The organism is Thiorhodovibrio frisius (genome assembly GCF_033954835.1).
GTDB classification, from domain to species: domain Bacteria; phylum Pseudomonadota; class Gammaproteobacteria; order Chromatiales; family Chromatiaceae; genus Thiorhodovibrio; species Thiorhodovibrio frisius.
The window spans coordinates 1308891-1332691 of record NZ_CP121471.1 but is presented as its reverse complement, the minus strand read 5'-3'; the positions used below and the strand labels follow the sequence as shown (position 1 = coordinate 1332691).

The window sequence follows — 23801 nt, the reverse complement described above, 5'->3', positions numbered from 1 at the left end:
TGAAACAAAATCGGACGTTTTCCACCGCGCGCATGCGCATTTACGTCTATAGTAGGCATTGAGTCGGGCAGTTTTTACATTGCCCATATTTATGACAGGCCCCGAGCTGCGCCAGCCTGAGCTGGCCGCGGGCAGCACGCCTCAGGCAAGGGCTTTCGCGACATAGCAAGGAGACAGACCATCATGACGACTGCCCCAGACCAACCTCAGATCGACCCGAACAAAATCATTACCTTTCCTCAGGGCCTGCCGGGGTTCGAGGATGACCACCGCTTCTCGATGTTCCACAGCGAGGGCGAAAAACAAGAGGACAGCAAGCTGTTCTGGCTCGAGTCACTCGACAACCCCGATGTTGGCTTCACTGTCGTGGACCCTACTCTTTACGGGCTAAACTATGTCATTGACCTGACCGACGAGGAGCAGGCACTGCTGCAATCCTCCGATCCTAACCAGATCCTGGTGCTATTGATCCTGGCCAAAAACGAAGAAGGCAAGCCGGGCGAACCGCGCGTGCATGCCAACATCGCCGGGCCCATTCTGATCAATACCGACACCCGCGTCGCGCTGCAGAAGGTACTGACCCGCTCGCGAGTTGAAGTCAACATCGTCGGCGCGAACGCCTCCAACTAGCAGCTGCGGCCGCAACCGCATTGTGCCGGCACAGGGAGGTGCCAATTCCCCACATGCCTCATCATCCCAAAGAATCCGCCTCCCCAAGGAATTCCCGCCAAGCGATGTCTATACCGAAACCCTTTGAGATTTCGGCTCGTTTTGGGTCGGGTGAAAACCACGGGGGACGCCCTGAACACTTCCCTGTAGGCTTCCCGGCGGCGTCCTGCCGCCGAGCCCCCCGTGGCCGTCACCCGACCCAAAACCGGAAATCCGTTTGCGATTGGTATACCAACAGATGCCGCTCCTGGCTGGGCGCCGCCGTGCTCACGCTGAGCGCGACCTCGGTCAGCCTGGCCGCCCCCGAAGACGCCGGCGCGCAGGACGCGACCACCAGCTTAAGCGAACAGACCAGCCAATTGCTTGAGCAATCGCGCGTCGAGGGCGCCGAGATGTGGCGCAAATCGGTCGATGGCGCTGGCGACCTCTGGCAGCGCTCGCGCGACACTGCCACCCAATGGTGGCAAAAATCATCCGATCTCTGGCAACAGGGCACCGACAGCCCGGCGCCACACCAGCGCGAGCACTTCGCCGACCTTTGGTCGGAAGTTCTGCCCCCGATCGAAGACACCCTGACTCTGCAAGAGGCTCAGCGCGACCTGCCGGAACAGGCCTGGTTCGCGCGCGATCAACGCGATGTCGAAAAAGACATCAATGCTCTGCTTGATCAGGCAGTAGCGGCCCTGTCGCTATCGCCCTTGCAGAACGAACGCGCCGAAATCGCCAGCATCCGCGACGAGATTGAAAAATCCCGCGAGAAAATCGCCGAATACCGCCGTGATCGGGTTGCCGCGCCGACGCAATCCATGGTCAAGCGCACGCGCGAGGACTACGACCAGCTAATCAACGCCGAACAGCAGGCCATCGAGGACAGCCAGGCGCGACTGCGGCAGATTCAGCACGACTTCGCCGAGCGCTTGCGTGAGATTGGCCTCGAGCTGACCGACGAGCAGGTTGAGTTCCTACTCGCGACCGTGGTCGGGGACACCATGATCGACCTCGGCATTGTGTTTGACAATGTCAAGATCATTACGGTAGAGCTGGAACGTCTGGTGCGCGAAAGCGGCGAGGATCTGACCAGCGCACGACGCTACTACGGGCTGTACGTGGTGCTGCTGCGGGCGCTGAAGCAGATGCATCTGGAGGTGGAGCAGCGCATCGAGACCGAATACATCCCCCAGATTGATCGCATCCGCCAGCGCGCCCAGGAACTCAGCAAGGAGACGCGCGAATTGCTGCGCACCCAACCGGAGCGCGCCCCGGTGCTTCAAGCCAATCTTGAAGCCCAGCAGATGACCATCAGCGCCGCCGGGCGCTATCGTGATTACCTTGCTGAGCAAGCGCGGCAGGTCCGGCGCGCGCGCGAGGCGCTGGAGCAGGACATTCGCACGGCCTGGAATACCTACGAAACCGTGCGCGTCTCCGGCGAACTGGTCGCCCTGGTGCAATCCAGCCAGCAACTGCTCGACGGGCTGCTGAACCGCCAGGTTCCGCCGCTGCGCCCGTTCGAGAATCTGGAAATGAAGCGCGAGTTCGAGAAGCTGACCGATCAGTTAAGGGCAAGCGAGGGCTGATCGAGAGAGCCAGCGCCTGGTGGTGTTCCACGAATAGCCAGAACCATCAGCCCAGCATCAAACACCCATTAACCTGTCAGAACAATTCGTCGATGACCCGCGGCGCGCTTGAGGCTCGCCCTGCACCAGACCCTGATGCGGAACCAGAAACCGGATCGGGTCCGCCAAGTTTGTCGCGATATTCGACCCGAACCGTCTCGCTGCCGCCGCCGGGCAAGCTCACCACAACCATGCCCTCGGGCTGCTTGATGGTGGCTACCGGGATATCGGCCAGCGCCACGCGCATGAAGTCGACCCACACGCCAAGGGCTGCGGTACCGCCCCACTCCCGGCTGCCCAGAGGACGGTTGTCGTCCATCCCCATCCAGACCACGGTCGCAAGCTCCGGCTGAAAACCAGAAAACCAAGAGTCGCGGGAGTCATTGGTGGTGCCGGTCTTGCCGCCAATATCCGCTCGCCCGAGAACCCGCGCGCGGGTCGCGGTACCCGAGGTCACCACATCTCTGAGAATGGAATCGATATTATAGGCAATGCGCGGATCAACCACCTGCGGCGCAAGAGGCGCATCCGAGGCACCATCGGGAAGCGTACGCGCGCTGCCGTCCGCTGGCGGCTCCAACCAGCACTCTAAGCAGGCGCGCGCAGCATTCGCCTCAAAAAGCAGGTTCCCTTGCACGTCTTCGATCCGCGAAATCAGATAGGGCTCCACTTTATAGCCGCCATTGGCAAACACGCTAAACCCGGTTGCCATTTCGAGCGGCGATACTGCACCCGCCCCCAACGCCATGACAATGTTGTCCGGCATGGACTCGAGCGAAAATCCAAAGCGCTGGATGTAATTGCGTGGCACATCCACTCCCATGCGATTGACCAGATCGATGATCGCCAGGTTGCGCGAGTTGGTCAGTGCTTTGCGGATACGCATAGGACCGAGGAATTTTCCGTCGGAATTCTGCGGTCGCCACATCCCGCGCGCGCCCGGCATCTCAAATGGCTGATCGCGCACAATACTTGCAGGCGTATACCCGTGATCGAATGCAGAGGCATAGACAAAGGGCTTGAAGCTTGAGCCTGGCTGACGCTTGGTATCGACCGCACGATTGAACTTGCTCCACTTAAAGGCATAGCCACCGGAGAGGGCGCGCACCGCGCCATCCTGTGGTGCCATGGCGACCAGCGCGCCACCGACTAAAGGGACCTGGGCCAGGCGCCATTCGCCCTTTTCAGTCAACCGCAGGCGGATCACATCGCCCACCGCCACCGCGTCGCTCACCCGCCGCGGCGCCGGTCCACGCCAGTTCTCGGTCTTGTAGCGTCGCGCCCAGGCGACTTGCTCCCGAGTCAACTGATGCACCTTTCCCTCACCCAGATAGACCTCCGCCTCCTGGGGGCCGACATGGGTGACCACACCGACCGGCAGGCCTGGCACTGGTGGACGCTCCGCCAGGGCCAGATCGAGCTGGCTCCAGGGCAGGGTGGCAGCGCCAGCGATGGTTGCCTCGGGGCCGTGATAGCCATGACGCAGGTTGTACGCCATAAGCCCATCGCGCAGTGCGGTATCGGCGGCCCGCTGCAAGCGCTCATCGACCGTGGTATAGACCTGAAGACCCAGCGAGTAAGCCTGTTTCTCACCGAAGCGCTCGACTACTTCCTGGCGCACCATCTCGGCAATGTAGTTGGCCTCGAACTCGATCTCCGGGCGGTAGTAGGTGGCGGTCAGGGGTTCGGCCAGTGCCTCGCGATAGCGCGGCTCACTGACCAAGCCCAGTTCGCGCATGCGCCTGAGAATGTAGTTGCGCCGCTCAAGCGCCCGCTCAGGATTGCTCAGCGGATTATTGGACGAGGGCGCCTTGGGGAGGCCGGCCAACATGGCCATCTGCGCCAGTGTGAGTTCCGCGAGCGGCTTGCGGTAGTAGAATTCGGCCGCCGCCGAGACGCCATAGGCGCGGTGGCCGAAGAAGATTTTATTCAGATACAGCTCAAGGATTTCTTCTTTGGTGAGCGCTTGTTCGATTTGCATCGCCAGCAGCAACTCGGCGAGCTTGCGGCGAATGGTCTTGTCGCGCGACAGGTAGAAGTTGCGCGCCACCTGCATGGTGATGGTACTGCCGCCCTGGGTCATGGTTCCGGTACGTGCCACGTGCACCGCCGCGCGCAGCAGCCCAACAGCATCCACGCCAACGTGGGCAAAAAAACGCGAATCCTCGGTGGCGATAAAGGCATTGATCAGATTTGACGGCAACTCGCTGAAGGCAACTGCGCGGCGGCGCTGGATGCCAAACTCCGCCATCAGCGAGCCCTCGGCCGAATACACCCGCAAGGGTTCCTCGAAGGCCACATCGGTCAGACCCTCGATGTCGGGCAACTCCGGCAGAGTGACATAGACCACCAGCGCAGCACCGAAGAGACCAAACACGGCAAGATCAAGCGGAATAGCCAGCACTCCAGCCAGCATGCGCCCAAACCACTCGAACACCGCAACCAGGGGATGGGGGCCTGACTTGGGCTTCGCTTTGGATTTCGATTTGGATTTCGATTTGGACGTTGCTTTGGGCGGGGGCGGTGCATTGCCCGCAGCACCTGCCCAGCGCGGGGCCGCACGGCGCTTCGGGGCGTCGCCCGAGCCCTTGCCAGCAGAGCCCGCGCCAGCAGAGGAGGCTTGATCTTTCTTAGTCACGCAGCACCCGACCCGAAGAGGAAAGGTGCCGCCCAGCCGAAAAGTTCCCAGCCCATGTCCCGTCTAGACCTGCCATGTTTTACCCGCACCGAACTGCATCAAAAAAGCGCATATCGCTGACCCAGTGGGACGTCCGGCAGGAGTTCGCAGGCCATCAGCATGCCGTCGGCATGGACCTGCGTACCGCGCGCGTCGACCTCGATGGCCGGCTGCCAAAAATTGTGAATCATATCGATTTTACGCAGCTGACGCACATCGCGCGCCACGCCGATGCGCCGGGCCAAATCCAGTCGCTGCGGCTCACCAGCCTGGAACGCCCATTGAGAGACGAAGGTCATGCAGGTCATGGGCGCGGCAGCACCAGTCACGCCAAACATGGGCGCATATTGCAGCGGCTGCGCATCGGGCACCGAGGCTCCCGCATCTCCCAGGGGGGCCGCAGCAATCAGACCGCCCTTGAGCACCAGACTCGGGCGCACACCAAAGAACGCCGGGCGCCACAGCACCAGATCGGCCAGCTTGCCTACCTCGACCGAGCCGACCTCATGGGCGATGCCATGGTTGATGGCCGGATTGATGCCATACTTGGCGATGTAGCGTTTGATGCGGTAATTGTCATTGTCCTCGCGGTCGATGTCGGCGGCAAAAGGCGGCGGTGCCAGATGACCGCGACGCACTTTCATGGAATGCGCCATCTGCCAGGTGCGGCGGATCAGGTCTCCAATTCGCCCACCGCCTTGGCCACCAGAGGCCACCACGCTGATGGCGCCAAGGTCATGCAGCATCTCCAACGCCCCGACGCGGGTCGCCTGCCCCATCCCTGAGACCGGCGGAGAAAGCACGGAGAGCGGCAGCGCATGGGTCAGCCCCAGGGCCTGTAGCGCCTCCTCCGCCCCGTGATAATCGCGTCCCTGATAATCACGCTGGCCATGCAGAGTGCTGACGCAGCGCTCACCGACGACGGCGAGCAGTTCCGCGACAGTTCCGGCCTCGTTTAAGGTATCTGGCTGCAACAGCAGTTGCACGTCCATCTTATCGACGATCTCGACCGCCCGGGCAATCGCGGCGGGTGCGCAACCCCAGGCGGGATGCAGCATCAGCCCCATGGCACCGGAGCGCACCTGTTCTTCGAGCGGATTGGGCAAACTGCCGCTGCCTTTGGCCAGGATGCCGATATTGACAGGCAGACCCTCGGCGGCTTGCAGCATGCGGCGAATGTTCCAGGGTCCTGGAGTGCTAGGCGCCGCCAGACTCCCGGCACTCGGACCGGTACCGCCGCCAATCAGGGTGGTCACGCCAGCCATGAGCGCGACCTCTGCCTGCGCCGGGCTGATGAAATGGGTCATGGCATCCACGCCACCTGCGGTCAGGATGTGCCCTTCGCCGGCGATGATGTCAGTTCCCGGGCCGATAATGACATCGGCACCAGTTTGGATATTGGGATTACCGGCCTTGCCAATGGCCGCGATACGCCCGTCCTTCAGGCCAATATCGGCCTTGATCACGCCCCAGAAGTCGATCACCAAGGCATTGGTGATGACGGTGTCCATGACCAAGTCCGCCTGACGCTGGCACTGGCCCATGCCATCGCGAATGGACCCGCCGCGCCCGAAACGCACTTCATCGCCGTAATGGGTCAGATCCTCCTCGATCTGAGCGACCAGATTGGTGTCGCCCAGGCGCACACGATCCCCGATGGTCGGACCGTAAAGCGCGGCATATTCGGCTCGGCTGATCTTGCTCATCTTGCGGTCTCCTCGGTATCGGCTCCGGGTTGTCGGCTCCGGGTTCGGTCAGGCACTCTCAGCGCTCGCTTGTGCCGGGTCCACATCAGGCTCCGGCGGTGGCGGATCGATCGGCCCCATCAACTCGCCGCGAAAACCCAGGACTTCGCGGCTTCCGCCATAGGGCAGTAGATCCAGCATACGGCGCTGCCCGGGCTCCAGACGCAAGGTCGTCCCGGATGGAATGGCAAGTCGATAGCCACGCGTGGCCTCGCGATTGAACTCCAGCGCCGGGTTAGCCTCGGCGATATGGTAGTGCGAACCAAGCTCGACCGCGCAATCACCGTTGTTAGCCACCTCAATGGTCAGCACAGACTGGCCGGAATTAAGCTCGATGTCATCGGGAGCGAACAGAATTTCGCCCGGAACGATGCTGTCGGAAATCATGCGGTCGGACATCATGCGCTTGCCTCTGTTGCTTGCAACGCGGTTGGGTCAGTCTCGGGCTCGGCCGGAATGGATTGAAGCCAGAGCCCATGCAGGGGTTCGAGCCAAAGTCGGCTCAACCCGGCTGACCTGTGCCAGGATCTAGGGCGCCGGAATCTGAAGTGCCGGAATCTGAAGTGCCGGAATCTGAAGTACTGGGATTCGAAGCGATAGGACTCGGCACACAAATCAGCCGCACGCCATCGGGAAAAGTGACTTCGACCTTCACCTCTGTGAGCATCTCGGCAATACCTTCCATGACATCGTCCCGGCTGAGCAAATTGCGGCTCGCGCTAATCACCTCCTCCGGGCTTTGCCCGTCGCGGGCGCCCTCAAGGATGGCGCAACTGATCAGGGCGACGGCTTCGGGATAGTTCAGTTTAACGCCACGGTCCTTGCGCCGCTCGGCTAACAGGCCAGCGGTAAACAGCAGCAGTTTGTCTTTGTCCTGCGGTGTCAGTTCCATGGTTCGGTTGCTCCTCCCGGCAGGGATTGCAGCGGTTTCGCCGCGCGGATCATCCGGCAGCGCAGGCGCAGACTGGCGCAGAGCGGGACGAAAATCAATACCCGCCAAACTTAAGCCCTGTGCGCGCTCTGCGAATCGGCCGCGACTTTCCTGACGCCTTGGGTTAATCTCAATCGATGAATCAGGTACAACTGGAACACCGACCCGTGTCGAGCGACAAGCAGTTCAACACCATTATCATCGGCGCCGGCCCCGCTGGCGAGGGCGCAGCCATGAAGCTGACCAAGGCCGGTCAGCAGGTGGCCGTGGTCGATGCCCTGCCCCGCGTCGGCGGCGGCTGCACCCACTGGGGCACTATCCCCAGCAAGGCGCTGCGCCATTCTATCCAGATGCTGGCGGATTATCGCCGCAATCCGCTCTTCGCGCATAGCAGCGGCCTGATCGACATCGATTTTCCTCAACTGCTGCAAGCGGCCGATGCCGTGATTGAGGATCAGGTGCGCACCCGCAACCGCTATTATCAGCGCAATCGCGTCGAGATTATCTCCGGCGAGGCCAGTTTTCTCGACCCTCACCGCATCGCCGTGCGCCGCCCGGATGGGGCGATCGACCAGCTTAGCGCAGAGAGCTTTGTCATCGCCACGGGTTCGCGCCCCTATCATCAGCCGGATGTTGACTTCTCCAACCCACGGGTGCTCGACAGCGATTCCATTCTCCAGCTCAAGCACACCCCCCGCTCGGTGACCATCTATGGCGCCGGGGTGATCGGCTGCGAATATGCGTCCATCATGGGCTATCTGGACGTAAAAGTGAACCTGGTCAACACCCGCGACCGGCTGCTTTCGTTTCTCGATGACGAAATCACCGACGCGCTCGGCTACCACCTGCGCGAGCAGGGCGTGGTAATCCGCCACGACGAAAGCTGCGACCGGGTCGAGCCAGACGGCGACGGCGTGGTACTGCATTGCCATTCGGGCAAAAAGCTCAAGACCGAGGTTCTGCTCTGGGCCAACGGCCGCACCGGCAACACCGACCGCCTCGGTCTCGAGGCCATCGGCCTCACGCCTAACGCGCGCGGCCAGCTTGAGGTCAACGAAAGCTACCAGACCGCCCTGCCCCACATCTACGCCGCCGGCGACGTGGTTGGCCCGCCAGCCCTGGCCAGCGCCAGCTACGATCAGGGGCGCTTTGTCGGCGCGCACATCGCCGACGGGCGCTGCGACTGGTCGCTGATCGACGAATTCCCCACTGGCATCTACACGGTCCCCGAGATCAGCTCAGTCGGGCGCACCGAACGCGAACTCACCAATGCCCAGGTACCCTACGAAGTCGGCCAGGCCAGTTTCAAAAGCATTGCCCGCGCCCAAATCACCGGTCACACCGTCGGCATGCTGAAACTACTGTTTCATCGCGAAACACTCGAAATCCTCGGCATCCATTGCTTCGGCGAACAGGCATCAGAAATTGTCCACATCGGCCAGGCCATCATGTCCCAGCCCGGCCCTGCCAACAACATTCAATACTTCACCGAGACCACCTTCAACTACCCGACCATGGCCGAGGCCTACCGGGTTGCAGCACTCAATGGCTTAAATCGCCTGTTTTGATCATTTGCGCTTTACCGTGAAACAACGGGCTTCATCCGCCGGGGTGGCCGTGACCATGAGCGTTTGGGTGAAACCGCCGCTTCATTCTCGGGGGCGGCCGGGACCATGAGCACGAGTTATCGTCCAATCAACAGATGGATCGTTTCTCTCTGGAATTGACTGGCGAGCTACTGCGCGACGCCAACCCCGAGCAGGCCGCCGCAGCGCTCGCCAAACTGCTGCGGCTCGCGCCCGATCAGGCCGCCGCGCTCTTGCGCGGCCAACCGCGCCGCGTCGGCGGCGTCTTGCCCGGCGAACGGGCGCAGAAAATTCGCCACTATCTCGAGCAGGCGGGCATCGGCTGCCGGCTCGAACCGGCGGCGCTCGCGACAACATCAGCCACCGCTGCCTTTTCCCGACCGTCAAATTTCGGTGTTGAGCGCCCCAGCATTCAGTGCCCCAAATGCGGTCAATCCCAGCCACCCGGTGACATCTGCCAACACTGCGGCATCGTCTTTGACAAATACCAGGCCGCCGAGCGGCGCCGAGAACGCGCTGCCAGTGCCCCGCCGCGACCAGCCGCCGAGACCGAGCGCCTGCCCTATCGTCTCCTCACCCAGCTCGCCTTGCTCCTGTTTCTGAGCAGCCTGGCGGTCGCGCTCTGGAGCCATTGGCGCAAAGACCAATTCCCGCCGCCGGATTTTTATGATCTCACCCGCCTTGAGGAGCCCCGACAGACGCCGACCGCGCTTGAGCCCTTTGCGGTCGAGGCCGAGGACATCCGTTACCGCATCGAGCCGCTGTTCGACTACGAACTCAATGGCGTGGTCGTCAGCCTGCACGACAGCGACGCCTTCATCGATGTCTATCATTTCAAAGACTGGAAGGACTTTCTGAACATCCGCGATCTCTGCGTCGTCTGGGGCGAGAATGTCGCCAGCGGCGCCTTCCGCGACATGCACTACAAGAATTCGACCTGGACCTGCTGGATCTCGACCCGCGACCCCATCGCCGCTGACCGCTTTCACTGGCAACAGTTGAGCAACAACCATGTGCTCGCCCACGAACCGCATTTGTACCAGGCCATCAAATCCGCCGAGATCGGCGACCAGATCAACTTTTCCGGCCAGCTCGCGCGCTACTCCCACGACGGCGGCTTCAGCCGTGGCACCAGCATCAGCCGCACGGATACCGGCAATGGCGCCTGCGAAACGATCTACATCCGCGACTTTCGCATCGTCAAAAAATCCAATCCCGGCTGGCGCCTGACCTATCGCCTGAGCACCGGCCTAACCTGGATCGCACTGATCGCATTCACAGTGCTTTTCTTCATCTCTCCTTATCGGCCTCACCGCTAAGCTGCAACCCCACCCTGAGCGCGGCGGCAGCCAGCGGCATGACCGGCTAAAACCCCATGTCCCACTGCGGGGCAATTTCGATACGAGAAATGCAGGTATCGCTGTATTTCGACCCCATGTCGGCCTTCAGGATACGAATCTCCATCCAGTCGATCACCTTGGGCGGCTGGCCCTCGGGTGAAATTTCGAACACCTGAGGACTGTTCATCTCCAGGTAGGGCACATCCATTGGCTTCCACGACTGCTTCAGAGACGAGGCATCGTAGAAATGCTTACCGAAAACAAGCCGGTATTCCGAGCCATCTGAAAGAGTCAAATGCGCCTCTCTAAGCCGGGAATTTTTGGTGTAAAGATCAAGCGACTTCTCGTAGCCAGGCGATATGTTGAGCAGCGCCAGGGGTTGCGGCGCAGCAAAGTCAAGACGGATCGTCTGCCCGACGCCAACGCCCGCAGCCCCCTCGCACCAGGCAGTCGTCGAATTGCCCCAATACTCGCCCGGCGCAACATCGGGCGCCGCATCAATGGCGTTTGCCGGCGCATACTCGGGGCTGTTTTCAAGCGTCGAGCTCGCGGATGCCGTCGCAGCACGCGCGAGGTCGGTCTTTTGCATATCGCAAGCCAGATTCTGCTCACAAGACTGCCCATTGATCACAGTCGCTGCCTGCGCGAACACCGGTATCACTGTGCTCGTCGCGAGCAACAAGACTGTTAGAAATACCTGTCGTTTTGTGGTCATCCTCATGATATCGCTCATCTTATCCTCAAGTCCTATCAGGGTTGGTGAATACCGTGTTTCTATGCGGCAGGCTTCAACACGGCCAGAAGCGCGTGCTCGAGCGTGTTGAAATTCAGCGGCTTGGAGAGGTAATAAGCAAAGCCGGCCGCCAGTCCCTGCTCGACACCTTCCAGCATGGCATCCGCGCTAATGGCAAAGATGACCAGCAAAAAGCCAACAGCGACGGCACGATAAATAGAGACATTAGCCTTGCGGTCGGTTGCAGTGGGAGACATTAAGGAATTGTGCGCAGTGAAAGACCCTGCATAGTCTACGTGTTATCCACCATCACAGCATCTACCGTCGGGCTGCGGCAGAAGCGTCAATTCCCTGCCAGCGCGAGATCAACTGGTCAACTGCCTCAAAACGGCAGCTGGCGATGGCATCGGCCAGGGCGCGGTAATCCGCCGGGGGAAGCCTTTGGCTCAGGACCGAGCGGGCGGCGCGAAAGTCATCTTCGATGCTCACGTCGTTGCGCGCGGCCTTGGCGGCCAGGGTTTCGAGTAGCGCCGCCAGGTCGAGCGGTTCGCCATTGTCCGCCCTAATCTCCGCGCTGGTGCTCGCGGCCGCGTTGACCTGGGCGGCACTGCGACCGCCCAACTGTTCGGCGATTGTCGCCATCAGTCGCCAGACGTCGATGGGCTTGCTGATGTAAGCATTCATGCCGGCCCCGAGCACCCGCGCGATGTCCTCGGGCCGGGCGTGGGCCGTCACGCCGATAATGGGCAGCGCATCGCCACCAGGCAGGGCGCGCACGCGAGCGGTCGCGCCATAGCCGTCGAGATTGGGCATCTGCACATCCATCAGCACCAGGTCGAAGGCGTCACAGCCGTCGCGTTCCAGCCGTTCGACCGCCTGCAGGCCATCCTCGGCGATGCTGACATTGAGACCCTCGCGTTCGAGCAAGGCGCGGGCAACCTCACGATTGACCTCATTGTCCTCCACCACCAGTACCCGGCGCCCGACCAGGCTGGCGCTGTTTTCCGCTGCCAAGCCCCCGGCGCCAGCCTTGGCAGCAGCCTGAACCTTGGCGCGCGCGAAGCTCAGCCTGATACTGAACCGAGTCCCAACGCCAACCTCACTCTCCACCTGGATGTCCCCACCCATCAGGTCGACCAGACGTTTGCAGATGGACAACCCAAGACCCGTGCCGCCGTAGCGACGGGTGGTGGACGTGTCGGCCTGCTGGAAGGGTTCGAACAGACGCGCGACCATCGCCGAGTCCATACCAATGCCGGTGTCGCTGACGATAAATTCCAGCGCTACCCGCCCAGCACCCTTGCCGCTGATGTCTGCGGTCTGCCGCACCTCAACGCGTACTTCGCCGCCTTCGGTGAACTTGACGCCATTGCCGGCCAGGTTGGTGAGTATCTGACTCAGGCGCAGTGAATCACCGACGAACTGATCGGGCAGGTCATGCCCGCGCGCGACACGAAAATCCAACCCTTTGTCGCGCGCCTGTTGGCCAACAACTGCGCTCAGGTTCTCCAACAGCTCGCTCAATGCAAAGGGCACCTGCTCCAGGCGCAGCTGGTTGGCCTCAACCTTCGACAGGTCAAGAATGTCATTGAGCAGCCCGAGCAGGTTGTGCGCCGCAGTCTGAGCCTTGTCCAGATAGCCGCGCAGGCGCAAGTCGAGATCGGACTGCAGCGCCAGGTGCAGCATGCCGAGAATGGCGTTCATCGGCGTGCGGATTTCGTGGCTCATGTTGGCGAGGAAGTCACTCTTGGCACGGCTGGCGGCCTCCGCCGCCTGCTTAGCCTGGTGCAGGTCGGCCATCACCCGCTCACGCTCAGTGATGTCGGTAAACGACCACAGCCGCGCGCGCTGGCCGCCGATCTCAAGCGGGCGGCTGTAACGCGAGAACACCCGTCCATCGCGAAAAACCAGCGTATCCACCGCTTCGTCGTCACTGGCATAGAGCTCGCGCACGCGCGTGAGGAAACCCTCGGGGTCGACAAGTTGCTGCTTGACCCGGCTAAGCAGCGTGTCGTCACCGCCGCTCGGCACAAGCCAGTCGTCCGGGATATCCCAAAGCTGCTGGAAGCGCCGATTGACAGACAGCAGACGGCCATCGGCGCCGCTCACCAGCACGCCGTTCTCGGTCGCATCCAGGGTGTTGCGCAGCAGCGTCTCGCTGCGGCCCAGCACCTGCTCGGCCAAGCGCCGGCGTTGCACCTGGCGTCTCAGGCTGAGGTTCCACAGCAGCACTAGGCCGAGCACCAGCGCCGCAGCGGCGGCCAGCCGCCAAATCAGCCCATAATCCATCGGCGACGACGGTACTTCCCGCATCCAGCGGCTCTGGATGGCATCGCGCTCGGCGGCAGGAATCGCGGCCATGGCGGTATCCAGGATGTCGATCAAGGGTGCCCAGTCCGGACGCGTGGCCATCGCCAGGCGATAGCTGTAGGGTGTCCCGCCGGCGACGCGAATCTGAAACAGTTTCTCATGCGCGACGGCCTGACTGATAGCAAACAGGTTGCCCACCAGCGCATCGCCCTGCCCTTCGGCCAGGGCGCGCACGGCACCATAGGCATCACGCACCCGCAACAGCCGGATGTCAGGATAGTCGCGTTGCAGCCATTCCTGGGTGGCATGACCGTCGATGATGATCACCCGCTGACCATTGAGCGCGTCGAGCCGATTGATCAACGGCGTCTCCACACGCGCGAAGATCGCCACCGGAAAATCCAGATAAGGCACCGTGAACACAAATCGCTTCTCCCGCTCTGCGGTCGGCGCCATCGCCGGCAGCAGATCAAGACGGCCCCGCGCGAGCCCGTCCATGGCCTGCGGCCAGTCGGCCACCGCCACCGGCTCGAAGCGCACGCCGAGCAGCTCGCCGATGCGCGCGAGATAATCGGGCGCGATGCCGGCGGGCTGGTCATCGCGGTCATAGAAGCCGATCGGCGCCCAGTCGCGACTGACGGCGAAGCGAATGGTCGGATGCGCCCGCAGCCAGGCGCGCGCCTCAGACGACAACGCCAAAGCCGGCCCCCGCAGCGCGCGCGTCTCCCCCAGCCAGCGTTGGTAAATGCGCGCGCGCTGGTCGTCGGGAATGGCACGCAGGGCCTTGTTGAGGATGCCGACCAGCTCGGGCCAATCGTCGCGGATGGACATCAGCACCGGGTGCTCGCTGCCGGCCAGGGTGCCGGTGGGCCCGAACGCCAGCGCGCTGTTTTGCCGCCGCCACCATTCGAGATCGATCGCCCCAATCAGCACATCGACCTCCCCACTGATAAGCGCTGTGGCCATGGCGCGATTGCTGGCCAGGGGCACGAGGGCGGCGTCTGGCACCTCACCCAGCAGTTGCTCGACCTTCTTCATGCCGGCCAGGTAGCCCACCCGCAGACCGTCCAGCTGCTCGACACGGGTGATCGGCGGATCATCGGCGCAGCGGTAGAAGCTGAAAAACCCGTGGTAGAGCGGATCGGTATAGAGAAAATGCGCATCCCAGGCGGGATTGGGCGCGGAACTGGCCAGCCCGTCGATCTCGTGCGCAATGGCTTGGTCGGTGACCGCCCGCCAGTCGCGCTCCACATGCAGCTTCAGGCGCCCGCTCAAGGGAACATTGAGCAGACGCAGAAAATCCACCACCAGGCCGGACTGGCGTCCATTCGGGCCGATAATGATATCGGGCAGAAACTGGTCGCTAATGCCGAGCAGGATCTCGGGATGCGCGTCCAACCAGGCGCGCTCAGCTGCGGTCAGCTCCAGGTCGGCCAGCACTGGGAGGGCAAAGTCGCCCGGCGCCGGCTGATCCAGAACCCCCATCCAGCGCTCGCGAATGGCCGCATGCTCGGCGGCGCCGATGCTCGCAAGTCCGAGATTGAGCATTTCCACAAGCTCCGGCCAGTCCTTGCGCACGGCGGCGGCCACCTCGTAATCCCCTCCGTCAAGGATGCCGACCATGCCGAAACCGACCAGGGTGTTCTCGCGTCGCCACCAGTCGAAGGTGCCATCGGCCACCAGAAAGTCCACCTCGCCGGCGATCAGCGCCGCAGCCATGTCCTCATTGCTGTCATAGCGCACCACCTCGATCTCGTCCGGATGCGCACCGACCAGGCCATTGATGTGCTTCAACCCGCGAAATACGCCAACCCGCCGACCGAAGAGCGCGCTGATGCGGTTGCTCGCCAGACGTTCGCCATCGCGCGCGAAGATGTAGACCTGGGTCTTCACGATGGTATCGGTCAGCAGGAAGTGCTCGCGCCAGAATGGCAGGCGCGCGACCGTTAACAGGCCATCGAGCTCGCCAGTCAGCGCCTGCTCGGTGATCCCGGCCCAGGCCGGCTCGCCCCTGACCTGGATATTGCTGCCGAGGCGCTGATTGAGCAGATGGAGTATATCCATCATCAAGCCGATCAGCCGCCCGTCCGGGGCGCGCATCACCGCCGGTGGAAACTGGTCCGAGCTGCCCAGGATGATCTGCGGATGGGCATCGAGCCAGGCGCGCTGCTCGGGGCTCAAGGCGACACTCGGCTCGGCGCGCGATGCAGCGCCAGACCCACTGTCCGACCGGGCGCGCGACCTTGCATTGGAATTGGCATTCGAACCGACATTCGCATCGGCATTCGCGTCGGCATTCGCGTCGGCCTGCAACAAGGCCCTGGCTTTCTCGGGCGCGTCAGATGCCGTTTCCTGATCAGCGCCTACCGCAGCCCCCATCGCCGTGACGGGCGCGGCCATCACCACCCAGAGGAGCGCCAGCCAAAGCAGCCCGGGGAGTACGCGGATGTGAACAGAAGCCCTGCTCTTACCCCCGGACATAGACTTGACTCAGGGTGTCGATTTCGTCCTGATGATCGGCATTGGCCAATGCGATCTGGCGGAAGTCCTCCTCGTGCACGAGAAACGCATCCGTCACGCGCGGGTCGAAATGCGTCCCGCGCCCTTCGAGAATCATCTCCACCGCACGCGCGTGTGGGAAGGGCGGCTTATAGACGCGGCGACTGATGAGCGCGTCATACACATCGGCCAGCGCCATCAGCCGAGCGGACAGCGGAATGGCATCCCCGGCCTGTCCCTGCGGATAGCCGGCGCCATCCCAGCGTTCATGATGGCAATGGGCAATCTCCTTGGCGAAGCGCAAAAAATGGCATTCCTCGTTGCCCATCGCGTCCTCGGCCACCGCCAGCGCCTGCATGCCGAGTGTGAGGTGAGACTTCATGACTTCGAACTCTTCTTCGGTCAGGCGCCCGGGCTTGAGCAGAATGGCATCCGGGATGCCGACCTTGCCAATATCATGCAGCGGCGCGGATTTATAGAGCATTTCGATATCCCCGTCCGCCAGCGCGAAGGGCTCGCGCAGGTGCTCGGCCAACACCCGAACATAATTCTGGGTGCGGCGAATATGGCCGCCGGTTTCGTTATCGCGGGTTTCGGCCAAGCTGGCCAGGGCATGAATGGTCACATCCTGGGTCAGGGCCAGCTCACGGGTGCGCTCGCGCACTTTCTGCTCGAGGATTTGATTTTGGTTGGCCAACTCCCGCCGCGCCAGGGCCAGCGACAGATGAGTCTCGACCCGCGCACGCACTTCCCGAATCTCGAACGGCTTGGTCATGTAGTCCACGGCGCCGACTTGAAAGCCGCGCGTTTTGCTGCCGATCTCGGTGAGCGCGGTGAGAAAAATCACCGGGATGTCAGCCGTCGTCGCATCGGCCTTGAGCCGCTCGCACACCGCATAGCCATTCATGCCCGGCATCATGATGTCGAGCAAAATCAAATCCGGCGGCGCGCCATCGGCGATGGCGGTGGCGACGGCCTCAAGCGCAGCAGGGCCGTCCATGGCCACCATCAGCTCATAGTCATGGCCGAGGGTATCCATCAGCACGTCGATGTTGGCCTCGGTGTCATCGACGGCGAGGATAGTACAGTGGGAGATGGCAGCCATGTTGCTGGTGACCGATAACGCAATGATTAAAGGTCAGTGTATCCCTTGCAGCCCCAATTGACCAAAAATCGAAAGGTGTCCGCTCCCCCGGCCATTTTTGCTCAGCCTTCTCATCCCTTGGCGTTCCTGACAGACCCGGGATAGAATCCATGCAAATCCTCTGTGTGCTCAGCCTTGAATTCGACTTTATGTGTTTTTTTTCAAAAGGCGTTGGCATGAGAGCGCTGACGCGAGGGAGTTCCCGCCATGTCCAATCCGCCATCCATTCTGGTTGTTGATGATCAGGTCGACAATCTCAAGCTGCTGTTCAGTGCGCTAAAGCCCGATTATCGCGTGCGGGTGGCAAACTCAGGCGCCGAAGCCTTGGATCTGTTGCGCAGCTTCCCTGCGCCAGATCTGTTTCTGCTCGACATCATGATGCCGGAAATGGATGGCTATGCGCTGTGCCAGCGACTTAAAACCATCCCGGCTGCCAGCGAAACACCAGTCATTTTTCTCACCGCACGCGATCGGCCCGAGGATGAGGAACGCGGGTTCGAGGTCGGCGCGGTGGATTATGTCACCAAGCCAGTGAATCCGCGCCTGGTGCGGGCGCGCATCAAGGCACAACTTGCACTGGCCGCTCAGCTCAGGCAGGCACGGCGGGCGGTGCAGGCGAGCAACAAGCTGGTGGCACGGGTGGCCCGCGAACGCGACGACCAGCAAACCCAAAATGCCAGTTTGGCGCGGGAGATCGCCGAGCGCGAGAAAGCCGAGGCGGCGCTGCGCGAAAGCCAGGCCCGCTTCGCACGGTTGACCTCCCAACTGGCCGACCGGCTGTTTTTCTTCACCAACGCGCCCGCTGGCGAGCTGCTGTTCGTCACCGAGGGCTTCAAGCGGCTGCTCGGTGGCCTGACGCCCGAGGATGCCATTGGTCTGTCCTGGCGCAATCTGGCCGAGTGGTCGCCGGAGTCACTGGCCAATGTGATTGATGAAAGCCGTCGCTGGCTCCGCCTGGGGCGCGAGAAAGCCCGCTTTGAGCTGTGTTTTCGCCATCCCGATGATGACTGGCGGCGGCTGGAGATTCATGCCTATCGGATTTTCGATCAAGAGCGCGAGCAGGAACTGATCGAAGGCATCGCGCTCGATGTGACCGAACAACGTGCCTTGGATGCGCGTTTGCGCACCCTGGCGCGCGCGGTGGAGCAGGCGCCGGTCACCATCACGATGACGGACCTCAATGGCGACATTCTCTATGTCAACCCGCATTTCACCCGGCTCTCGGGTTTCAGCCAGGAGGAGGTCCGGGGCGAGAATTCGCGCCTGTTGAAATCCGGCAAACATGACGATGACTTCTACCGAGCGATGTGGGATACCCTGCTGCGTGGCGAGACCTGGCGCGGGGAACTGATCAACAAAAACAAGCAAGGCCAGCTCTATTGGGTGGAAGCCGCCATTTCCCCGGTATTCGACGAACAGGGGGAGGTGCAAAACTATGTGGCGGTCAAGCAGGACATCAAGGATCGCAAGGAACTCGAAAGCATCAAGGAGGATGTCGAGCGCATCATGCGCCATGATCTGAAAACACCGCTCAATGTCGTGATCAATGTGCCGGATCTCCTGTTAATGGACGACAGCCTGAGCGGTGAGTTCCGCGAGGATATCGAACTCATCCGCGAATCCGGCAGGCGCATGCTCGAGATGATCGAGCTGTCCCTGGATCTGTTCAAAATGGAGACTGGGCAACTCCGTGTGAGTGCAAATCCCATCGATTTGATGCCCATCGTCAAGGATGTCTGTGCCTCGGTGGCACAACCGCTCACGCGCAAGCAACTCAGGCTTACGATGCTGCGCAACGACCAACCCCTGCCGGTGGAGATCGCGACCGCGGGTGAACGCCGCCCGGTCATGGTGCCCGCCAACGCTCGGCTGTTAGCTTCCATGCTTGGCAACTTGCTCACCAATGCCGTTGAGGCCTCGCCGCCCGGCGAGACCATTCATCTCGCGATCCAGGAGCATGACGGCGTCGAGCTACAGCTGTGCAACCGGGGCGCGGTACCGGCTGCGATGCGCCCGTGCTTTTTCGAGAAATACCGCACCCACGGCAAGACCAGTGGCACCGGTCTCGGCACCTATTCGGCCAAGCTGATGGCCGACACCATGGGATTTGAGCTAACCATGACCACTTCGGATGTGGAGGATCGCACCTGCCTGCTTCTGCGCATACCGCCCGTGGCGACGGCTGAGTAACACGCAGTGCGGCGAGAGGACGCAGCCATGGAGATGATGCCGGCGATCTGGCATTTCTGGTTCGCGTATCTTCTCCCCCTGCTGACCGGCCTGCTTTTGCTCCTCGGCAATGGGCAGGTGACGGCCGCCTCCGACGCCGTCGCCTTGAGCGCCGAGCAGCGGGCCTGGCTCGATGCCCATCCGGACATCGTGCTGGGCATGACCGACCAATGGCCGCCGGGACTGATTCGCGCCGAGGATGGACGCCTGTCCGGAATCATGGTGGACGTGCTGGAGCGGCTCAATCAACGTCTCGGCAGCAAGATTCGCCTGCGGGTGGATTCCCGCTGGCCGACGCTGATCGCACAGGCGCGCGCGGGGGAGATTGATGGCTTGCTGGCCGTCGGGCGATTGCCGATCTGGGATGATCAGTTCCTGCTGACGGATGAGTATTTTTCGACCTACCTGTATCTCTACACGCGCAACGGTGACAGGCTGCCGGGGACGAATGTGGCGGCGCTTGAAGGCTTGCGGGTGGGCAGCCTGGAAGGCCATCAACAGATCCGCAGCGTGCTCGAACCCCTGGCCGGGCGCATCGACGCGCGCGAATTTGCCTCGCACGAAGCCATGGCTGCCGCCTTGCTCGACGGGCAGCTCGATGTGGTGGTCGATGCCGGCGTGTTCGACTGGTGGCGGCGACAAAAATTCCTGACGGGTTTTCGCATCGCCGCCGTGCTCGAGGGCAGTGAATACCAACTCGCCATGGCCATTCGCAAGGACTGGGCGCCGCTGGTGGAGATGCTCAACCAGGGGCTGGCCAGCATCGGCGAGTCGGAATGGAACCGCATCTACACCCGCTGGGCCGGTGACTTGCCCCGAACGACGGAGCCCCTGGCGCGCCTGGCATTGAGCGCTGAAGAACGCCGCTGGCTGGCCGAGCACCAGGTCATTCGCTATGGCATCGGCGAGTGGGCGCCGATCGAGTATCTGGATGCGGACGGGCAGCCCGCCGGCATCGCCCCGGATTTCGTGCGCCGCATCGCCGAGCTGCTCGGCGTGCGCTTCGAGCCACATGCTTTCGGGCTGTGGCCAGACGCGGTGGAGGCACTCGCCCAAGGGGAACTGGATCTGCTCCCGGCGGCCATGGCCACGGCGCAACGACGCGAGCGCGGCTTGCATTTCACCACGCCCTATCTCCGCTTTCCGGTGGCCATCTTCGCGCCCGTGGAAACGCCCCTGATCGACAGCCTGGAGCGCCTCGCCGGCCAGCGGGTGCTGGTGGTCGAAGGCTATGCCACCGAGGAGTGGCTGCGCAGCGATCATCCCGACATCGACCTGGTGCTGGCCCCGGATGTGCGCGCCGCCGTGCGCCAACTGGCCCAGGGTGAGGCCGATGCCCTGGTCGGCAACCTGTTCGCGGTCAGCCAGGCGATCGCCCACGAGCGGCTGTTTCAACTGCGCGTCGCCGGCGAAACAGCTTATGAATATCAACTCGCGATGGCGGCGCGCCCGGATTGGTCCATCCTGAGCGGCATTTTGGAGCGCGCCCTCGCTGCCATCCCCGCCGGCGAGCGCGAAGCCATTCAAAGCCGTTGGCTCGGTGAGCCGCCGCGCGCGCGCATCGACTACCGGTTGCTCTGGCAAGGTATCTTGGTGGCCACCCTGGTGATCGTGGTGATCCTGGCGTGGAATCTCAGCCTGGCGCGCCAAGTCCAGCGCCGCCGGCGCGCCGAGCAGCGCCTCGCCCAGAGCGAGCAGCGTTATCGCGGCATGGTCGAATCGGCACGCTCGGTCGTGCAGTTCTACGCGCTCGACGTCCAGGGCGAGGTGATTGACGCCGGCGCCGGCTCACGCGAGCTGTTTGGCCGCGAGGAAGCGGAACTGGTGGGCCTGAACTGGCGCGACATCGCCGCCTGGACGCCCGACACCCTGGAGCGCGGGCAGCGCGCCATCGCCACCTGCTGGCTTGGTCAGTCGCCCGGGCCGGTGGCGCTGAAGTACCACCTCGGTGAGGAGCCGCGCTATCTGCTGAGCTTTCCACACCCGGTCAAGGATGAAAACAACCGCGTGCTGCGCATCGAGGGGCTCAATGTCAATCTCACCGAGCGCTTGCGCCTGGAAGAAGAACTGCGCGAGATGGAAGACAACTTCCGCAGCCTGTTCGAGTTCTCCCCGCTGCCCACCTTGATTTCCAGCGGCGCCGACGAGCGCGTGCTCATGGTCAATCAGCGCTTTCGCGAGCTGCTCGGCTACGAGATCGATGACATTCCCGATGTCGAGCACTGGTGGCTCAAGGCCTATCCGGAGCCAAGCTATCGTGCGCAGGTCAAGATGGAATGGCAACAAAACATGCAGCGCGCCATGGCCAGCCAAAGCGCCCTCGAGCCGGTGGAAGCCCGGATCCGCTGCGGCGATGGGCAAACCCGCATCTTCATCGCCCACGCCACCACCTTGCGCCAACGCCATCTGGTGATGTTCATCGATGTGACCGAACAGCGCGCCGCGCAGGAAGCCGCCGAGGCCGCCAATCGCGCCAAAAGCGAATTCCTCGCCAACATGAGCCACGAAATCCGCACGCCCATGAACGCCATTCTTGGCATGCAGCATCTGTGCCTGGAAACCGAGCTCGACGAACGCCAGCGCCAGTATCTGACCAAGGCGCAAACTGCCGCCCAGGCGCTGCTCGGCTTGCTCAATGACATCCTTGATCTGTCCAAGATCGAGGCCGGGCAGTTGCATCTCGAGGCCCGGCCCTTCGCCCTGTCGCAGGTGTTCGATCAACTGCTCGATATCGTCGGTCGCCAGGCCGAGGACAAGGGCCTGGAATTCCTCCTCGATTGCGCGCCCGAGGTGCCCGATGCCCTGCATGGCGACGCCTTGCGCCTCGGGCAGGTGTTACTCAATCTGGCCAACAACGCGGTGAAATTCACCGCGCAAGGCAGTGTTCGCATCGAGGCGCGGTTGCTGCAACGCCTGCCGGCGCAAGGCAGCGCGACGCGGGAGCGCGTGCAGCTGGAATTTCTCGTGTGCGATACCGGCATCGGCCTGCAGGAAAAAGACATCGCCAAGCTGTTCCAGCCCTTCCAGCAAGCCGACGGCTCCATCACCCGCCGCTATGGCGGCACCGGGCTGGGTCTGTCGATCTGCAAACGTCTGGTGACCATGATGGGCGGCAACATTGGCGTCGACAGTCGCCCGGGAGAAGGCAGCACTTTCTGGTTTACCCTGTGGAGCCAGTGCGCGCTGCCCGGGGAGCGCGTCGGCGAGGAGCGCTCAAAAGCCCTGACCCAACCGCCAGCGGAACTGGCTGGACGACGGGTGCTGCTGGTTGAGGACAACGCGGTCAACCGCGAGGTGGCGCGCGCCATGCTCGAGCAAGCCGGCATCATGGTCAGCGAGGCCGAGCACGGCGCCGCGGCCCTTGTCCTGTTAGGCGACCAGGGTTGCGCCGCCTTCGACCTGGTGCTGATGGATTTGCAAATGCCCGAGTTGGACGGCCTGAAAGCCAGTCGGCGCATCCGTGTTCTGCCCGGGGGCGCCGATCTGCCCATCATTGGGCTGACTGCCCATGTGCGCGATGAAGATATTCGCTGCACCCGGGAGGCGGGCATGACCGCCCATTTGGGCAAACCGCTCGATGTGACACGGCTCTATGGACTGCTGGCCGAGCAGCTCGGCGTGACCCTGAATGGGCGCGCGGCGGACGAAACCGAACACCTTCTGGAGGCCACCACCCTGCCGGCGATTCCCGGGCTCGACCCCGTCGCCCTAAAGACTGCGCTCGGGCCATCGTTGTCGCTGTGGCCGAAGTTCCTCAGGCTGTTCGGTGACACTCAGGCCGCGAGTCTGGCGCGCATCGATGCCGCGCTGGCACAAGGCGACTTCGTGGTCGCCGAGCGCGAAGCGCACAGCCTCGCCAGCGCCGCCGCCAATCTGGGTTTGGTCGCGATTCGCACCGCCGGTCGGACATTGGAAGACCTGCTAAGAGACAGCCCCCAAGCCAGCCCCCAAGCAGGCGCCGAAGTCAGTGCCGAGATCGCCGCGGCACGCACCCAGCTCGCCGCGCGGCTGGAACCGGCTTTGGCCGCCATCGCCGCCTGGCGCGACCAAGGCAGCACGCCCCCTTCTCGCGCCACCTCTCCCATCGCCGTAGACCAGGCGCGGGTCGACGACCTGCTCGCGCGGCTGCATGCCCTGACCCAAGCCTATGATCCCAGTGCCGAGGATCTCTGGCTTGACCAGCATGGCCTGCTTCAAGCCGCGCTGGAGACAGAAGCTTACCGCCAACTCGAGCGCCAAATCATCGGCTATCGCTTCGCCGATGCCACCAAGACACTGGAGCGATTGCGCACAAACCTCCGCTAGGGGATGCCCACCTTGCCGTT

General features: G+C 62.7%; 13 protein-coding genes and 1 pseudogene. 6 read left to right on the top strand and 8 right to left on the bottom strand.

Going from position 1 to position 23801, the window contains the following annotated elements:
* Positions 1-183: 183 nt before the first annotated feature.
* A complete protein-coding gene (gene fliW / locus Thiofri_RS06270) occupies positions 184-630 on the top strand; it encodes a flagellar assembly protein FliW (RefSeq protein ID WP_009150859.1) in 447 nt (148 codons plus the stop codon).
* A 302-nt stretch (positions 631-932) separates the two neighbouring features.
* Positions 933-2243 carry a hypothetical protein gene (locus Thiofri_RS06265; RefSeq protein WP_143742012.1) on the top strand — a complete coding sequence of 437 codons (1311 nt, stop codon included), beginning with the start codon at positions 933-935 and terminating at the stop codon, positions 2241-2243.
* Between the two features lie 76 nt (positions 2244-2319).
* Here Thiofri_RS06265 and Thiofri_RS06260 read toward each other — a convergent pair whose 3' ends face one another.
* The 4 genes and pseudogenes from Thiofri_RS06260 to ureA form a co-directional block, all read right to left on the bottom strand.
* Positions 2320-4920, bottom strand: coding sequence for a penicillin-binding protein 1A (locus tag Thiofri_RS06260; protein WP_143742011.1), 2601 nt, complete (start codon positions 4918-4920; stop codon positions 2320-2322).
* A 98-nt stretch (positions 4921-5018) separates the two neighbouring features.
* Positions 5019-6665, bottom strand: a complete 1647-nt coding sequence (locus tag Thiofri_RS06255) for an urease subunit alpha (RefSeq protein ID WP_009150856.1) — start codon at positions 6663-6665, stop codon at positions 5019-5021.
* A 48-nt stretch (positions 6666-6713) separates the two neighbouring features.
* Positions 6714-7106 (bottom strand): urease subunit beta, encoded by a 393-nt coding sequence (ureB, locus tag Thiofri_RS06250; protein ID WP_009150855.1) that lies wholly within the window; start codon positions 7104-7106, stop codon positions 6714-6716.
* A 193-nt stretch (positions 7107-7299) separates the two neighbouring features.
* A pseudogene (gene ureA / locus Thiofri_RS06245) lies at positions 7300-7596 on the bottom strand (urease subunit gamma); the annotation flags it as partial.
* A 176-nt stretch (positions 7597-7772) separates the two neighbouring features.
* On the opposite strand from ureA, the gene sthA reads away from it, so the two are divergent.
* Both sthA and Thiofri_RS06235 read left to right on the top strand, forming a co-directional pair.
* Entirely contained in the window at positions 7773-9203 is a 1431-nt protein-coding gene (sthA, locus tag Thiofri_RS06240) for a Si-specific NAD(P)(+) transhydrogenase (protein WP_009150853.1), read from the top strand.
* Positions 9204-9337: 134 nt separating this feature from the next.
* Positions 9338-10540, top strand: coding sequence for a hypothetical protein (locus Thiofri_RS06235; RefSeq protein WP_009150852.1), 1203 nt, complete (start codon positions 9338-9340; stop codon positions 10538-10540).
* A gap of 46 nt (positions 10541-10586) precedes the next feature.
* Here Thiofri_RS06235 and Thiofri_RS06230 read toward each other — a convergent pair whose 3' ends face one another.
* The 4 genes from Thiofri_RS06230 to Thiofri_RS06215 form a co-directional block, all read right to left on the bottom strand.
* Positions 10587-11294: an NADase-type glycan-binding domain-containing protein gene (locus Thiofri_RS06230; RefSeq protein WP_009150851.1), complete on the bottom strand. Its 708-nt coding sequence runs from the start codon at positions 11292-11294 to the stop codon at positions 10587-10589.
* A 41-nt stretch (positions 11295-11335) separates the two neighbouring features.
* Entirely contained in the window at positions 11336-11551 is a 216-nt protein-coding gene (locus Thiofri_RS06225) for a response regulator (RefSeq protein ID WP_040857540.1), read from the bottom strand.
* A gap of 61 nt (positions 11552-11612) precedes the next feature.
* Positions 11613-16085: a transporter substrate-binding domain-containing protein gene (locus Thiofri_RS06220; RefSeq protein ID WP_009150850.1), complete on the bottom strand. Its 4473-nt coding sequence runs from the start codon at positions 16083-16085 to the stop codon at positions 11613-11615.
* Positions 16072-17208 carry a response regulator gene (locus Thiofri_RS06215; RefSeq protein ID WP_009150849.1) on the bottom strand — a complete coding sequence of 379 codons (1137 nt, stop codon included), beginning with the start codon at positions 17206-17208 and terminating at the stop codon, positions 16072-16074. Before Thiofri_RS06215 ends, Thiofri_RS06220 begins: the two co-directional genes overlap by 14 nt.
* A gap of 246 nt (positions 17209-17454) precedes the next feature.
* Between Thiofri_RS06215 and Thiofri_RS06210 the strand changes: the two genes are divergently transcribed.
* Together Thiofri_RS06210 and Thiofri_RS06205 are read left to right on the top strand one after the other, a co-directional pair.
* Positions 17455-19437 carry a hybrid sensor histidine kinase/response regulator gene (locus tag Thiofri_RS06210; protein ID WP_009150848.1) on the top strand — a complete coding sequence of 661 codons (1983 nt, stop codon included), beginning with the start codon at positions 17455-17457 and terminating at the stop codon, positions 19435-19437.
* Between the two features lie 27 nt (positions 19438-19464).
* Complete coding sequence (locus tag Thiofri_RS06205) at positions 19465-23781, top strand: transporter substrate-binding domain-containing protein (protein ID WP_009150847.1); 4317 nt, start codon at positions 19465-19467, stop codon at positions 23779-23781.
* Positions 23782-23801 lie beyond the last annotated feature (20 nt).

Excerpts from the sequence above, each read along its gene's own strand:
- fliW (WP_009150859.1), top strand. The coding sequence starts at position 184 with ATGACGACTGCCCCAGACCAACCTCAGATCGACCCGAACAAAATCATT.
- Thiofri_RS06255 (WP_009150856.1), bottom strand. The coding sequence starts at position 6,665 with ATGAGCAAGATCAGCCGAGCCGAATATGCCGCGCTTTACGGTCCGACC.
- ureB (WP_009150855.1), bottom strand. The coding sequence starts at position 7,106 with ATGATGTCCGACCGCATGATTTCCGACAGCATCGTTCCGGGCGAAATT.
- sthA (WP_009150853.1), top strand. The coding sequence starts at position 7,773 with ATGAATCAGGTACAACTGGAACACCGACCCGTGTCGAGCGACAAGCAG.
- Thiofri_RS06235 (WP_009150852.1), top strand. The coding sequence starts at position 9,338 with ATGGATCGTTTCTCTCTGGAATTGACTGGCGAGCTACTGCGCGACGCC.
- Thiofri_RS06230 (WP_009150851.1), bottom strand. The coding sequence starts at position 11,294 with ATGAGCGATATCATGAGGATGACCACAAAACGACAGGTATTTCTAACA.
- Thiofri_RS06225 (WP_040857540.1), bottom strand. The coding sequence starts at position 11,551 with ATGTCTCCCACTGCAACCGACCGCAAGGCTAATGTCTCTATTTATCGT.
- Thiofri_RS06220 (WP_009150850.1), bottom strand. The coding sequence starts at position 16,085 with ATGTCCGGGGGTAAGAGCAGGGCTTCTGTTCACATCCGCGTACTCCCC.
- Thiofri_RS06215 (WP_009150849.1), bottom strand. The coding sequence starts at position 17,208 with ATGGCTGCCATCTCCCACTGTACTATCCTCGCCGTCGATGACACCGAG.
- Thiofri_RS06210 (WP_009150848.1), top strand. The coding sequence starts at position 17,455 with ATGTCCAATCCGCCATCCATTCTGGTTGTTGATGATCAGGTCGACAAT.
- Thiofri_RS06205 (WP_009150847.1), top strand. The coding sequence starts at position 19,465 with ATGGAGATGATGCCGGCGATCTGGCATTTCTGGTTCGCGTATCTTCTC.